Origin of the sequence: Microvirga alba (assembly GCF_015694465.1) — a bacterium.
Lineage (GTDB): Bacteria > Pseudomonadota > Alphaproteobacteria > Rhizobiales > Beijerinckiaceae > Microvirga > Microvirga alba.
Genome location: NZ_JADQDO010000006.1, coordinates 176,972 through 191,021 on the forward strand (window position 1 = coordinate 176,972; position 14,050 = coordinate 191,021).

General features: G+C 59.4%; 11 protein-coding genes and 2 pseudogenes. 8 read left to right on the forward strand and 5 right to left on the reverse strand.

Translation table 11 applies throughout. From position 1 onward, the window contains the following. The first annotated feature begins 7 nt into the window (after positions 1 to 7). The 4 genes from I2H38_RS13685 to I2H38_RS13700 all read left to right on the forward strand — a co-directional run bounded on the left by I2H38_RS13685 (position 8) and on the right by I2H38_RS13700 (position 5,206). A complete protein-coding gene (locus I2H38_RS13685) occupies positions 8 to 1,501 on the forward strand; it encodes an ABC transporter substrate-binding protein (protein ID WP_196272414.1) in 1,494 nt (497 codons plus the stop codon). Positions 1,502 to 1,578: 77 nt separating this feature from the next. Next, positions 1,579 to 2,526: an ABC transporter permease gene (locus I2H38_RS13690; protein WP_196272415.1), complete on the forward strand. Its 948-nt coding sequence runs from the start codon at positions 1,579 to 1,581 to the stop codon at positions 2,524 to 2,526. Then, on the forward strand, positions 2,523 to 3,392 hold the full coding sequence (locus I2H38_RS13695) for an ABC transporter permease (RefSeq protein ID WP_196272416.1): 870 nt from the start codon (positions 2,523 to 2,525) through the stop codon (positions 3,390 to 3,392). Before I2H38_RS13690 ends, I2H38_RS13695 begins: the two co-directional genes overlap by 4 nt. A gap of 20 nt (positions 3,393 to 3,412) precedes the next feature. Then, entirely contained in the window at positions 3,413 to 5,206 is a 1,794-nt protein-coding gene (locus I2H38_RS13700; RefSeq protein WP_196272417.1) for a gamma-glutamyltransferase family protein, read from the forward strand. 121 nt (positions 5,207 to 5,327) lie between these two features. On the opposite strand, the gene petA is transcribed toward I2H38_RS13700, so the two are convergent. The 3 genes from petA to I2H38_RS13715 all read right to left on the reverse strand — a co-directional run bounded on the left by petA (position 5,328) and on the right by I2H38_RS13715 (position 8,956). After that, entirely contained in the window at positions 5,328 to 5,978 is a 651-nt protein-coding gene (gene petA, locus I2H38_RS13705; protein WP_196272418.1) for a ubiquinol-cytochrome c reductase iron-sulfur subunit, read from the reverse strand. Positions 5,979 to 6,163: 185 nt separating this feature from the next. After that, positions 6,164 to 7,306, reverse strand: coding sequence for a YVTN family beta-propeller repeat protein (locus tag I2H38_RS13710; RefSeq protein WP_407664075.1), 1,143 nt, complete (start codon positions 7,304 to 7,306; stop codon positions 6,164 to 6,166). A 258-nt stretch (positions 7,307 to 7,564) separates the two neighbouring features. Then, a complete protein-coding gene (locus I2H38_RS13715; RefSeq protein ID WP_196272420.1) occupies positions 7,565 to 8,956 on the reverse strand; it encodes an aminotransferase-like domain-containing protein in 1,392 nt (463 codons plus the stop codon). A 193-nt stretch (positions 8,957 to 9,149) separates the two neighbouring features. On the opposite strand from I2H38_RS13715, the gene I2H38_RS13720 reads away from it, so the two are divergent. After that, positions 9,150 to 9,599, forward strand: a complete 450-nt coding sequence (locus I2H38_RS13720; RefSeq protein ID WP_196272421.1) for a DUF983 domain-containing protein — start codon at positions 9,150 to 9,152, stop codon at positions 9,597 to 9,599. Positions 9,600 to 9,785: 186 nt separating this feature from the next. Here the strand turns inward: I2H38_RS13720 and I2H38_RS13725 are convergent, their stop codons facing one another. Next, positions 9,786 to 10,256: a GNAT family N-acetyltransferase gene (locus tag I2H38_RS13725; RefSeq protein ID WP_196272422.1), complete on the reverse strand. Its 471-nt coding sequence runs from the start codon at positions 10,254 to 10,256 to the stop codon at positions 9,786 to 9,788. Between the two features lie 47 nt (positions 10,257 to 10,303). Here I2H38_RS13725 and I2H38_RS13730 point away from each other — a divergent pair. The 3 genes and pseudogenes from I2H38_RS13730 to I2H38_RS21015 form a co-directional block, all read left to right on the forward strand. After that, positions 10,304 to 10,492: pseudogene (locus I2H38_RS13730) on the forward strand (IS5/IS1182 family transposase); the annotation flags it as partial. Between the two features lie 44 nt (positions 10,493 to 10,536). Continuing rightward, positions 10,537 to 11,442 (forward strand): SDR family oxidoreductase, encoded by a 906-nt coding sequence (locus I2H38_RS13735; protein WP_196272423.1) that lies wholly within the window; start codon positions 10,537 to 10,539, stop codon positions 11,440 to 11,442. 339 nt (positions 11,443 to 11,781) lie between these two features. After that, positions 11,782 to 12,304, forward strand: a pseudogene (locus I2H38_RS21015) (transposase); the annotation flags it as partial. Between the two features lie 105 nt (positions 12,305 to 12,409). Here the strand turns inward: I2H38_RS21015 and I2H38_RS13740 are convergent. Then, positions 12,410 to 13,480: a M12 family metallopeptidase gene (locus tag I2H38_RS13740; RefSeq protein ID WP_196272424.1), complete on the reverse strand. Its 1,071-nt coding sequence runs from the start codon at positions 13,478 to 13,480 to the stop codon at positions 12,410 to 12,412. Positions 13,481 to 14,050: the final 570 nt, after the last annotated feature.

Here is a 14,050-nt window from a genome sequence, read left to right on the forward strand (position 1 = left end):
AAAGTCAATGAAACCCCTTTCCATGATGGCCATGGCCGCCGGGCTCTTGATGAGCACCGCCGTCTCGGCCCAGACACTGAAGATCGCGCTCAACGACGATCCGGACGTGCTTGATCCGCACCGCGCGCGTACCTTCACGGGACGAATCGTCTTCGCGTCGCTGTGCGACAAGCTCGTCGACATCACGCCCGACCTGAAATTCACGCCGGAGCTCGCCACGGAATGGAAGTGGGGCGAAGACGGCAAGACGCTGACCTTCAAACTGCGTTCGGGCGCGACCTTCCATGACGGCGAGAAGATTGATGCAGCCGCGGTGAAGGCCAATCTCGACCGCGCGCGCACGCTCCAGGACAGCCTGCGCAAGAGCGAACTCAGCTCCGTCGAGAGCGTCGAGGTGGTGGACGATCTCACCGTTGCCATCAAGCTCGCGCGTCCGGACGGCACGTTGCTTTCGCAGCTCTCCGACCGCGCCGGCATGATGCTCTCGCCGAAGGCTTTCGCCGATTTTGCCCAGAAGCCCGTTTGCTCCGGCCCGTTCAAATTCGTTGAGCGCGTTCAGAACGACCGTATCGTTCTCGAGCGCTTCAAGGAGCATTGGAACGCGAAGGCTTATAACTTCGATCGCGTGGTGTTCACGCCGATCCCGGACACGACGGTCCGCCTCGCCAATCTCAAGGCCGGCAATATCGACCTGCTCGAACGGTTAGCTCCAACCGACGCGCCGAGCGTGAAGAGCGACGCGAAACTGGTTTTCGCTCCGGTCGATGGCATCGGCTATCAGGGCCTGACGATCAACACCAATAATGGTGACCGCGCCAAAACTCCGCTCGGCCAGGACAAGCGCGTCCGCCAGGCGCTGGAATTGGCGATCGACATGGATGTGATCAATGAAGTGGTCGGTCAGGGAATCTTCCCGCCGGCAACGCAGCCGTTCCCGCTTGCAAGCCCCTATCGCAATCCCAAATATGACAGTCGCAAGCGCGATGTGGCGAAAGCGAAGAAGCTTCTGAAGGAAGCGGGCGTCGAGAAGGTCAAGTTCGAACTCTCCTTCGGCACCAGCACGACCGCGCAACAGATTGCCGAGATGATCCAGGCGATGGCCGCCGAGGCCGGATTCGAAATCACGCTTCGTCCGACCGAGTTCGCAGCCTTGCAGAAGGAAGCGACCGCCGGCAATTTCGACGTCAACGTGATCGGTTGGTCCGGACGCGTCGATCCGGACGGCAACATCCACGCCTTCGTCACCTGCAAGGGTGGGCTCAACGACGGCAGATATTGCAACCCGCAGATCGACACCATCCTGAATGAGGCGCGCTCGATTACGGACGAAGTGAAGCGCAAGGCCTTGTACGATTCCGCGCAAGCCATCCTGCTCGACGATCTGCCGATCATCTATACGTATTATCAGCCCTGGCCGTTCGCGCTGACGAAGAAGGTGGACGGCTTCAAGCCGTATCCGGACGGGTTGATCCGTCTCAAGGGCGTGAAATTCGCCTCCTGATCCTTCCTGAAAATCGCGTGTCCGGCGCAAAGCCGGGCACGCGTCGCCATCCCTCTCATAGTTGATGACAGAGCCTCATGCTCCGCTATATCGCCAGACGCCTTCTGATCGCGATTCCGACAATCATTCTCGTGTCGGTTCTGGTTTTTACCCTGCAGCAACTCCTGCCGGGCGATCCCGTTCTGACCATGGCCGGCGAAGAGCGAGACCCGCAGGTCCTGGCTTTTCTGCGCGAGAAATATCGCCTCAATGACCCGATCCCTGTGCAATATTTCGTTTGGGTCGGACAGGTTCTCCAGGGCAATCTCGGCATTTCGCTACGCACCGACATTCCGGTTCTCAAGCTCATCCTCACCAAGCTTCCGGTGACGATCGAACTCGCGATCTTCGCGATGATCGTGGCTCTCGCCATCGGCATTCCGGCCGGCATCATCTCCGCGGTCAAGAAGGGCACCGCCGTCGACTACGCCACGAATGTCGTCGCGCTGTCGGGCCTCTCGATCCCCAACTTCTGGCTTGGCATTCTTTTGATCATGCTGGTCTCCGTGCAGTGGCAGCTTCTACCCGCCTCAGGCTTCGTGCCGCCGAGCGAAGACCTCTGGCTGAACATCAAAACGATGATCATGCCCGCGATTGTGCTCGGCACCGGCCTCGCCGCGAGCCTGATGCGCCATACGCGAAGCGCCATGCTCGGTGTTCTGCGATCCGACTACATCCGCACCGCCCGCGCCAAGGGTTTGCTCGGTCATGTGGTGATCTGGAAACATGCCTTGCGCAATGCGCTCATGCCGATCATTACGCTCTCGACCCTGCTCTTTGGTGAGCTCCTGGCCGGCGCGGTGCTGACGGAACAAATTTTCACCATTCCGGGCTTCGGAAAGCTCGTCGTCGATGCGGTGTTCAACCGCGACTACGCGGTGGTGCAAGGCGTCGTGCTCTGCACGGCTGTCGGCTTCATCTTCATGAACCTTCTCGCGGACATTCTCTATGTCCTGGTCAATCCTCGCCTGAGGCACGCCCGATGACACTCGCAATCACCGATGAAGTCGCCCTTCCGAAAAAACGGAACCGCATTCTGGCGAAATTCCTGAAGAACCGGGCCGCCGTCTTCGGCGCGGCCATCGTTCTGTTCTTCGTTCTGATCGCCATCGTTTCGCCGTTCGTCGCGCCGTTCGATCCGGTCAAGCCGAGCTTCTCGACGATCCGGAAGGCGCCGTCGGCTCTTTACTGGTTCGGCACCGACGAACTCGGACGCGACGTGTTCTCGCGTATGCTTCTGGGCACCCGCGCCTCGCTCAGCGCGGGCGTCATTTCGGTTGGCATCGCCATCATTCTCGGAGTGCCGTTCGGTTTGATTTCCGGCTATTTCGGGGGTTGGCTCGACGCGGCGATTTCGCGTGCGACGGAAGCGATGCTGTCCATCCCCTTCCTCATCCTCGCCATTGCGCTCGCCGCCTTTCTCGGCCCGAGCATGACGAACGCGATGATCGCGATCGGTCTCTCTGCCATGCCGATATTCGTCCGTCTGACACGAGGGCAAGTTCTCGCCGTTCGCGCCGAGGACTACGTGGAAGGGGCGCGAGCCATCGGGCTTCCGGATTTCTGGATCATCGTCCGCTATATCCTGCCGAATGCGTTGCCGCCGATCCTCGTGCAAGCAACTCTGACTATCGCCTCCGCCATCATCGCGGAAGCAAGCCTGTCCTTCCTTGGCCTTGGCCAGCAGCCGCCGAACCCATCCTGGGGCTCCATGCTGAACACGGCCAAGAATTTCATGAGCCAGGCGCCTTGGATGTCGATATTCCCCGGCTCCGCCATCTTTCTCATCGTGCTCGGCTTCAACCTGATGGGTGATGGCCTGCGCGATGCTCTCGACCCCCGCGAAAACTAAAATCATCCCGGATCAGCTTCATGTTCACTACACGGCCTGAAATTCTCGGCACCTTCGGTGTCGTTACCTCGACCCATTGGCTCGCCTCCGCCTCCGGCATGGCGATGCTGGAGAAAGGCGGCAATGCCTTCGACGCTTGCGTCGCATCCGGTTTCGTTCTGCAGGTTGTCGAGCCGCATCTCGTCGGCCCGGCAGGCGAGGTTCCGGCGGTCTTCTATTCCGCGAAGACCGGCAAGGTCGAAGTCCTCTGTGGCCAAGGCACCGCTCCGAAAGGCGCGACCATCGAGCATTATCGGCGCGAAGGGCTGACCTTGATCCCCGGCAACGGGATGCTCGCAACCGTGATCCCCGGCGCGTTCGACGCCTGGATGCTTCTGCTGCGCGATCACGGCACGTTGCGCTTGCGTGACGTCCTCGAGCCCGCCATCTATTACGCCGAACAGGGGCACCCTCTCCTGCCGCGCGTGGCAGACACGATCAAGGGCCTCAAGAGCTTCTTTGAAACCGAATGGCCGACATCCGCCTCTCTCTTCCTGCCCGGCGGCAACGCTCCGGCACCGCGCGAGATCTTCCGCAACGCGCCGCTTGCCGACACCTGGAAGCGGATCCTGCGCGAGGCGGAAGCGAAGGGACGCGGCCGCGAGGGCGAGATCGAGGCCGCGCGCGAGGCGTTCTACAAAGGTTTCGTGGCGGAGGCGATCGACAACTTCGTCCGGTCGACGGAGGTGATGGACCAGAGCGGTTCTCGCCATCGCGGCGTCCTGACCGGCGACGACATGGCATCCTGGTCCGCGAGCTATGACGCTCCTCTCACCTACGAATACCATAACTATCGGGTCAACAAGATACAGCCTTGGGGACAGGGGCCTGTCTTCCTCCAGACGCTGGCTCTTCTGAAGGGCTTCGACCTCGGCGCCATGGGCCCCACGAGCGCGCGTTTCCTGCACACTGTCGTCGAAGCGATGAAGCTCGCCTTTGCGGATCGAGAGGCATATTACGGCGACCCGGATTTCGTGAAGGTGCCGATGGAGATGCTTCTCTCGGATGCCTACAATGACGAGCGTCGCAAGCTGATCGGCGAGCGGGCCTCGCTCGATCTGCGCCCCGGCCATGTCGACGGCTATGAGTTGCAGGTCGAACGGACGATGAAGGCTCTGCGCGATCTCTCGACCACCGACCGCAAGGTGACGGGCGGCGAGCCGACCCTCGCCTCGATGCGCTCCGCGCGACGCGGCGACACGGTCCATATCGACGTGGTCGACCGGTTCGGCAACATGATCGCCGCCATGCCTTCCGGTGGCTGGCTGCAATCCTCGCCCGTGATTCCGGAACTCGGCTTCATGCTCAATTCGCGCGCGCAGATGTTCTGGCTGGAGTCGGGTCTGCCTGCAAGCCTCGAGCCCGGCAAGCGCCCGCGCACGACGCTGACCCCCACCCTCGCGGAAAAGGACGGCAAGCCTTACATGGTGTTCGGCTCGCCCGGCGGCGACCAGCAGGAACAATGGCAGTTGCTCCTGTTCCTCCGCCACGCGCATCACGGGCTGAACCTGCAGGAAGCAATCGACCAGCCCATGGCTCACACGGGGCACTTCCCCTCGTCGTTCTATCCGCGCGAGCAGAAGCCCGGTCATCTGGCCGCCGAGGAATCCTTCGGCACGGAAGTGCTGGACGAACTGCGTGCGCGAGGCCACGACGTCGAGACAGCGCCCGCGTGGACCGTGGGCCGTCTCGTCGCGGCAAGCCGCGACGCCGATGGCCTGCTCCATGGAGCCGCTACGCCTCGCCTCATGCAGGCCTACGCGGTCGGGCGCTAGGCTGACCGCACCGATTGTCCCGGTCAGGGCGGCGTACACCGCCCTGACCCCGGCTTTGGCCCGTCGGCTGAAGCACTTCCATCCATCTCCAAACCTCCCGGGCAGATCGCGCGGAAGATCGTCAGAGCTGCTCGATGGAAGAAAGGGAGAAATTCTCTCCGGCAGGGTTTGCGCCGACGACCAGCGTCTTGTCGTCGGCAAAGTGGTAGGGCGGCACAGGCAGATTGTAAGGCGCCGGCACACCTCGGAAAACACGACCTGCGAGATCATATTTGGACCCGTGACACGGGCAAAAATATCCACCGGGCCACGCCGCATCGATTGTCGGATCTCCGGGATCGGGCTTGATGTAAGGAATGCAGCCCAGATGCGTGCAGATGGCGACGATGACGAGGAATTCAGGCCGGATCGAGCGGTACCCGTTTCTGGCGTAGCCCGGCTGCTGGAGCGCGGTGGAGTCGGGATCGCTGAGCCGTGCGATGAGGTCTTTGTTTTTCAACTCGGCCAAAGCTTGCTCCGTGCGATGCAAAACGAAGATCGGCTTCCCCTGCCAGGTCAGCGAGATCTGCTGACCCGGTTGCATTTGCGACACGTCAACCGTGACGGGTTCTCCCGCAGCCAGGACATCGGCTGAAGGCCTCATCGACACGAAGAAAGGCCACACGGCAGCGGCGGCGCCGATCGTGGCGAAAGTCCCAGTCGCGACGAAGAGAACGTCACGCCTGGTAACCGGGGAGGCCCGCCCGTCATCGACGTTGAATGTTTCGGACATCGGTCTCTCCTTCCCGTGCGGAGAAGACAAAGGTCGATCAGGCCACGCCGACAATCCGACCGCGACGCGGCGGGACGCGGGCATTGCCCTTTTAAGAATGTCCTCCAGGCCCAAAAGATCAAGAGACACGGCGCGGCGCGTTACCCTTGACGCGCGCCCCGCTTTTTAATGAGCCGTCTAAAATTTTATCGCATGTTTCCGGTATGGCCGAGCGAGTAGCGGCCCGGCTGCGGCCAGACAGTCAGGCCATGCGGTGTATGTCCCACAGGGATGGATTCCACGGCCCCCGACTTGGTGTCGATTGCATAAACCACATCGTCAAAGCGGCCAGAGAGCCAAAGGCGATCCCCGTCCGCGCTCACCTGTCCCATATCGGGGCTCCCGCCTCCGGGGATGGGCCAAGTACTTTCGACAGACCGGGTCGCGAAATCGATTACTGAGACGCTTCCCTGGCCTCGACGAGGACCGTTGACGCGATGAGAACCCCGATTGGTGACGTAAAGCTTCCGGCCGTCGCGACTGGGATAGAGCCCGTGCGCACCGACTCCAGTCGGAATGAAACCGATCTCCGTCAGATCTTCCCCGTCGATGAGGAAGACGCCATCGGCCATCATATCCGCCACATAGAAGACCTTGCCGTCAGGCGAGATCCGGATGTCCTGAGGCATCCCTCCTTTGGAGAGCGCCAAAATGCGTACAGCGTTCCCCCGAGAAAAATCGATCTTGGCGAGACGACCGCTGAATTCGCACGTGAAGATGGCGTAGCGCCCATCCATCGAGAAATCGGCATGATTGATGCCGTTGCATTCGGGAACGGTCAGGGATTGCTGCAGCTCCATCGTCTGCGGATTGCGGAATTCCAACCGCTGATAAGCCTCCGCAACGACGATCGCGAAAGCGCCGTTCGGGGTAAAATACATGTTGTATGCGTCAGGTACCCGGATGGACGAACCAGGCTTGCCCGTCGCGGGATCAATGGGCAGGAGACTGCCGCCACCGCGGCGACCTTCATTGCTGCTCGTGACCCACAAAGTCTTCAGGTCCCACGATGGCACGACATGCTGCGGGTTACGGCCGACCTTGAAGCGATCCACGACCTGAAGCGATGTAGGATCGATCACATACACATCGCCGGATCCTACATTGGGAACGTAGATTCTCGGTCTTATGCCCGAAACTCCGGGGCTGAGATGGCCGGCGGAAGCTTCGCTGTAGAGATTGCCTGCATCAACCACCGGCGGCATCCCTGAAACGGTGTCGATGCCAGCCGACGGCGGGGCAACGGGCTCACCCCGCGTTCCCTGAACAGAACAAAAAAATATCGCCACGGCGCAGAGGCAAATAGCAGGTCGAAGAAACGGGCAGCGCGGACCATGCACGACCACCTCCGAGTTTCCCATGCGCTGGGTCTCTTTCGATGATGCAGAGACGTCGGAAGATACTCACAGAAACCCGCCATATTCGTGGCGTCGGCGAGCGTGGCAATGCCTCAGGTGCACGCCGCCCTCGCTCCGGGTTTTGCGGCAAGCGTCGTTCCATCGGGGTCGGTGAGAATGCACCGCGACGGTTGCTTCCGAGAGGGACAATTACACGATCGACGACAAGGCGCTGGGCCCGTGGGAGAGAACCGTCGCGAGCAGCTCCAATCCGCGTTCCAAAACACTCCGGTTCGGCGCGGCCCCAAGCGAAACGCGGATCGCGGCTGGGCCGGGTCCTGCAGCAAAAGCGTCACTCGGCACCAACGCGAGCCCGGACTGCCGCGCATAGATGTTGAGATCGGCCTGGCGCCACCGCTCCGGCAATGTGAGCCAAAGATGGTGCCCTTCCGGATGTGCCAGGAAGTCCAAACCGTGCAGGCTGCGCCGCGCGATGACCTGCCGTGCGGCACTCTCCTCCCGGATGGCCGCCGTAGTCGCATCCAGGGTGCCATCGAGAATCCACTGAGACGCCAGGGCCGCCATGAGCGGTGGCACCATGAACGTCATGGCCCGGATCTCTGCGGCGAGGCGCAGGGTATCCGCAAAGCCGGGGGTGACGACATAGGCTGTCCGCATCGCCGGCGTGACGCATTTCGAGAGCGTGGCAATGTGCCAGGTGATGTCCGGCGCCAACGAGGCAATCGGCGCGGGGGCCGCACGGGGCAACGCGCCGTAAGCGTCATCCTCGATAATGGAGACACGATAGCGCCGCGCGATCCTGGCCACCTCCTCGCGTCGTTCGAGGGGCATGGTTGCAGTCGTGGGGTTGTGGATTGTCGGCACGCAATAGAGCGCCCGCGGTTTATCACGCTGGCAAATTTCTTCGAACGCCGCCGGATCAAGCCCCTCGGCATCGAGAGCCACGGGAACCAAACGGAGTTTCAGCTGCTCGGCGATGGCTCTGAGACCTGGATACGTGAGAAACGGGGCACACAAAGCATCCCCCGGCTGAAAAAGGGTGCGGAGTATCGCGTAAAGAGCGGTTTGCGCCCCTCCGACCACCATAACCCGATCCACGGGAACCGACCCCAGACGCCGCTCCAGCCAACGGGCGCCCGCGGCGCGGTCGGGGCCGGCGCCCGCGCTCTCCTGATAATGCAGATGCATCAGGCCATGAGGCGTCGAGAGCACGTTCGCGATGCCGCTTTGAATCCGCTCCCGCAGCCTCGCCTCCGGCGGCTGCGGCGGCATATTCATGCTCAGGTCGATGATCGGCGATGCAGTCGGTGCAAGACCGTCCTGTTCCGCAGTCCTCGCGCGCACGAAGCTCCCTTTGCCGGTGTTAGCCTCGATCAGGCCCTGGCGACGCGCTTCGTTGAACGCGCGGGTCACGGTCGTGAGATCGACCCCGAGCTCCTTGGCTAATGTCCGTTGCGACGGCAGTCGGTGGCCGTGCTTCAGTCGGCCTGACTGAATGTCGGCCAGCAGAGCATCGGCGATGGCCAGGTATTTCGGCCCCCCTTCGCTCTCGATCCGCGGCAACCAGGACACTACGCTCATCGGCCCTCTTGTCTTACAAATGCATGGCTAGGTGCACCGCACGCAGAATCTCAATATACGTAAGGCTTGCTTCCAATGCCAACTCAGCCCAAATAGGGCGCAGGACGACACCTAGATCATCTTGTATGGATATACAATCCATACATTCAACAGATGTTCTTGGGAGATCGGACCGTTATTCGAAGGACCTAACATGACCGCGCGACCGGCTGAGACCCAATCCATCCTCATGACGGGCCTCAAGTGCAGATGCCCCCAATGCGGCAAGGGGCGGCTATTCAATGGCTTCCTGACCCTCGCACCTCGATGCGAAGTCTGCGGGCTTGACTATTCGTTTGCCGATCCAGCCGATGGGCCAGCCTTCTTCGTCATGATGACGATGGCGGTTCCAGCAACGGCGTTCGGCATTTGGATCGAGCTTACCTACGAGCCATCGCTCTGGGTGCATTTCGTCACAACGCTGCCATTCCTCCTGCTGAGCTGCATTCCGCCCATTCGTCCGTTCAAAGGCATGCTCGTCGCGAGCCAATACGTCCATAAGGCGGAAGAAGCGCGCTTCGAGATCCCGCGCAAACCACGATCCGAACGGACCTCGCCCCCCAAGGGTGTCGCCGTCGGCGACCGGATTTCGCAAGACGTCTAAAGCGGGAGCGAGGCAGGGCTCCGGTTACAGCGGGCTAGAGGCGCTACGGAGGCTTCATTCTCTTGCAGACGAGCAGCATGCTTGGTCATTTAGATACTCTGCTGCTCGCGTGCTCCCTTTGTCTCCCACTAGGCTGTGAACTCATAAACGGGATTGACCGAGATTGTGGATACGGGACCTACATGCTCATACCTGATTGCGGGTCTCACCGAGAACCTTGCTCATATAAAGCCGCCGTAGTCCTCGCTCCTCGGCTCGATGCGTTTCCGCGTAGCCGAAGCGCGTGTAGAGCGCGATATTCTCCGTCATCGCCTCATTTGTGTAGAGCTTGATGAAGCCATAGCCGGCCTTGATCGCCGTTTGCTCTGCGAACTCCAGCATCCTTCGACCTATACCAGAGCCCTGCGCCTCAGGCGCGACGGCCACGTTATCGAGGAGCATCGCGTCCTTCTGTGGAACGAGCACGAGAACGCCCTGCACAGTATCGTCGCGCTCGGCGACATAGACTCGACCATCGCTTATCAGCGCGCTGTAGTTATCGAGCATGGGTCCAGGTTTGCGTCCAATGCGAGCGATGTAATGAGTATACGCAGCTCGGACAATTTCGTGGACGGTTGCAAGATCACTTTGGATTGCAGGTCGAAGGGTCACTACCATAGCGCCATACTGGCACAGCGTCGGTTTTCAGGAAATTGTAAACAGGGCGGCGCTGGAAACCCTGCTTCAGCAAACAGCTCTACCGTGAGTGCAATCTCATCGAGCGCTTCGTCTCCAAGCTGAAGCATTTTCGCCGCGTCGCTACCCGCTACGACAAGCTAGCCGCCAATTTCCTCGCCATGGTCCAGCTCGCTTCAATGCGTCTGTGGCTCCGTGCTTATGAGTCTACGCCCTAAATCAGATATAAGCGGGATGAGAGCCACTCATCCCATGTGATGTCATGAAACTGTTTGTATTTGGCCTCGGCTACACGGCCGGTCATTTTGTTGAGGCGTATCGCGACCACTTCGCCGAGATTTGCGGCACCGTCCGTTCCGCCGAAAAGCAAGAGGCGCTCAGAGCGGCGGGCTTTCAAGCGCACCGGTTTGATGCGGGACGCGGCGACGACGGGATCGCGGATGAACTTGCACGCTCCGACGCGCTGCTCGTGTCCGTGCCTCCCGTTGCCGGTTCTGACATTGTGTTGGAAACATTCTCGGATCTCATCACGTCGTCCTCTCGCCTGCGTTGGGTCGGCTATCTGTCGACCGTCGGAGTCTATGGCGATGCAGGTGGCGGATGGGTCAATGAGGACACGCCTCCGGATCCCGTCAATGACCGCTCCCGCTCTCGTGTCATTGCGGAGCGACGCTGGCTTGATCTAGGCCGCACATCGCATTGTTCGACCCACCTCTTCCGCCTCGGGGGGATTTATGGGCCTGGGCGCAACGCTCTGCCGCGCGTCGTTCAGGGAGATGCTCGACGGATCATCAAGCCAGGGCAATTTTTCAATCGCATTCACGTCGCCGATGTTGCTCAGGTCCTCATGTCGTCCATCCGGTCCCCTTCGCGGAACACAATTTACAACGTTGTGGATGACGAGCCGGCGCCGCCGCAGGATGTCATTACCTACGCGGCCAAGCTGCTTGGCCGCGCACCGCCCCCCGAGGAAGCCTTTGCGGACGCAAACTTGGGCGCGATGGCGAAAAGCTTCTATGGTGACAACAAGCGCGTTCTCAACACGCGCATCAAGCGCGATCTGGGCGTTGTTCTTCAATTCCCCACTTATCGCCACGGCCTGGAAGCACTGCTGGCCGCTGGAGAGGGTGCGGGGCACTCGGCCACTACACCCGGATCTGCCTCATAGACGGGGCCGCCCCAAGGGCCAGCCAAAGTCGGCTAAGGTCCATTTCAGGCAAGAAAACGCCGGATCACCGACAAAGTGGCCGCGCGACTGCGCGCTTCGCACTGTTAGGTTTCATGCTTTCGGACAGGAAAAGCCTACGATCCATGCCCGCGCCAAGCGCGATGGCCGGATGATTAGCCCCGCGCGCCCGAATGGGATGCGCCGACCTCAGGGGGCAAATGGTAGCGGAGGAGAGATTTGAACTCCCGACACAAGGATTATGATTTGAAACCAAGCACTATTAAATTGCTGTAAATATTGCACGTTTCCCAAACTGCACTAGCTCTACGCTAAATATCACCCCACGCCCGAGGGCGGCCTAGCCGCTGGCCGGACCGTGAAATTCTGGACGCCGTCTTCTACGTTCTGGCGGGATTGCGTGGCGGTTTCTGCCTTCGAGTCTACCGGCCAAGAGCACCGTCTTCTGCTGGTTCTGCGTGTGGCGTGATACCGGTCTGTTTTGAGATCATCAACCACCTGCTTGTCATGGTGGATCGCGAGCGGGTCGGCCCGAGACGGAGCCTGTGTGGTTCTGCGCCTGTCGCGGCGCTCGTTCCCGTTCATCGCCACAGCGTTCGCGTACAGCGGCTATGCCGGGGAGGCTCCGGTCCAGGCAACTTCCATCGCGATTGAGATTGTCAGAAAGCCACCTGATCAAGTCGGCTTTGCGGCATCCTCGCCGCGGATCGTGGAACGGTTCTTCGCATCATGCCGTAACCGCAGGCTCTGGAACGATCCAGAGGCGACGCTCACCCAGGTCGCGCGTTCCTCTATGCGGCATACTGTCATGTTGCTCGTCCGCCGCTTGGGCCGGTGTTCATGACATTCGGGACGGACTCTTAGCAATCGAGCTCTTCTCAGGTTGTGACCGGCTACAGGTCCGTAGGTCAAGGACCTAAACCGCGAGACCGTTACCACGGGTCGCTACCTACCTTCCAAGGCGGGTCTTGAGCAAGGCTTCAGCGGCGCGCAAATCTGCAAGCGTTCGGTTCTGTACTGCACGCACATCGTCTAGTTTCAGATTAGTGGACGAATCTTGCGGCTGCTGTGTTTCTGCCATTCCATCCGAGCGAATTTCTGCAGAAAGCCTTCCGGAGAAAATAGAGTCCGCCAGCGCAATAGCAGCGACGGAAGATGTAATCTGTAGCTGTATCGCCTCAAGGCCCTGCTTTAGTTCATCTCTTAGTGCGACAATCTGTGCTGCATCAAAGGGGTATGCTTTCTGTGCAGCGGCTCTGTCCTGGTCAGATAACGTGACTGGAAGTGGAGAAACATAGCATGGGCTCGCCTCACGCCTCTTGAAGAAGATTGCAGGCATCGAATAAAACTCGATGGATTTCGTGTCGATCTTATCAGACATAGCTATTGCGCTACCGTATCGATCGGACGCCTGAGAAGGAAGGTAGAACTGCCGACCTATCTCTTCCTCGGTCATATTAAGATTTTGCTTAAGCCAGGAGACCATTTCAGCACTGTCATACTCGGCATCACATCGCATATGCTCATGATAAAATCCTAGCACATGCCCAAGTTCATGTAATACGTCACGATTGAAGGAAGACTCATTTACGTTGGCAACTTGAACCTTCGATAAATTGACAGTCTGAGCGGGCGCAGCACATGTTGGAGCTGAACCAATTGTGGGATCTGTTGCTTCCGTTCCAAGAAGGGCCCAACTGCCTCTACACGAAAACCCAATTCTTATCTGGCTCTCTTTCTCCACGTCTGGAACGTTACAGTCCCTAAGCTTTCCGTCATCGTCTATGAAATCGAAACTAAGATTAACACCATCCAGCCAAAGCTTAGCTACAGTTGAAATCCTCCTGTTGACCGCCTCACTTCCCCCATAGAAACAGGCCTTCAAAATTGTTCCAGGATCCCATCTACGGCTCAAGCCAACGATTGAATACAGTGACGGGAACTGCGTTTTGAAATCCTGAGAGAGTTGGTAGCGACTGTGCTCGGACGGGAAGGTTTCAACTATCAGTTCCGAAGCCACGCTATTGTCTGGCTCTGCTCCACATGCCGTCGAGGCATTGAGAAGAGCTGGGATACAAGCAGCTATAAATAGTAGAGACCGCATCTGAGTTCTCAGGTATCGCACGCTTTATCAGGATAAGGTTGCGGAACTAAAACGAGACACCGCGGCCAATGTTGCCCAATCAACTACACCTTTATGGGTCTGAAATAGTTGTTATTGTCTTACAATATAAAGAATAATTGTCGAGAACATGCTCGCTCACGAGCGTTGTTCCTGACACCTTATTTTCACTAAAAGTTACATAATTTCCGCTTCTGATGAAATTACTGACGTAGTCGATGCAAACCTTCTCGGTTCTAACACGATCAGAGTTAGTAGCATTCCCAATGCATGCCACACGAGGCCATATACTGGCGATTCTAGCGTTCTGCGCATTCGTGGTATCCGCGATCAACCATCTGCCGTCCGGCGAAGTGACGACTTGAGCCTTGCCCGAAAGATAGGCCGCAGCCCTCAAAGCACTAATTAACGAGGGTGCATAGTGAGAACTGAATTCGGAACGATCTGGTCTCGGGCTGTTGTAAAAGC

What these genes read in the sequence shown, in the direction of transcription:
- I2H38_RS13685 (WP_196272414.1), top strand. Translation starts at nt 8, where the DNA reads ATGAAACCCCTTTCCATGATGGCCATGGCCGCCGGGCTCTTGATGAGC.
- I2H38_RS13690 (WP_196272415.1), top strand. Translation starts at nt 1,579, where the DNA reads ATGCTCCGCTATATCGCCAGACGCCTTCTGATCGCGATTCCGACAATC.
- I2H38_RS13695 (WP_196272416.1), top strand. Translation starts at nt 2,523, where the DNA reads ATGACACTCGCAATCACCGATGAAGTCGCCCTTCCGAAAAAACGGAAC.
- I2H38_RS13700 (WP_196272417.1), top strand. Translation starts at nt 3,413, where the DNA reads ATGTTCACTACACGGCCTGAAATTCTCGGCACCTTCGGTGTCGTTACC.
- petA (WP_196272418.1), bottom strand. Translation starts at nt 5,978, where the DNA reads ATGTCCGAAACATTCAACGTCGATGACGGGCGGGCCTCCCCGGTTACC.
- I2H38_RS13715 (WP_196272420.1), bottom strand. Translation starts at nt 8,956, where the DNA reads ATGAGCGTAGTGTCCTGGTTGCCGCGGATCGAGAGCGAAGGGGGGCCG.
- I2H38_RS13720 (WP_196272421.1), top strand. Translation starts at nt 9,150, where the DNA reads ATGACCGCGCGACCGGCTGAGACCCAATCCATCCTCATGACGGGCCTC.
- I2H38_RS13725 (WP_196272422.1), bottom strand. Translation starts at nt 10,256, where the DNA reads ATGGTAGTGACCCTTCGACCTGCAATCCAAAGTGATCTTGCAACCGTC.
- I2H38_RS13735 (WP_196272423.1), top strand. Translation starts at nt 10,537, where the DNA reads ATGAAACTGTTTGTATTTGGCCTCGGCTACACGGCCGGTCATTTTGTT.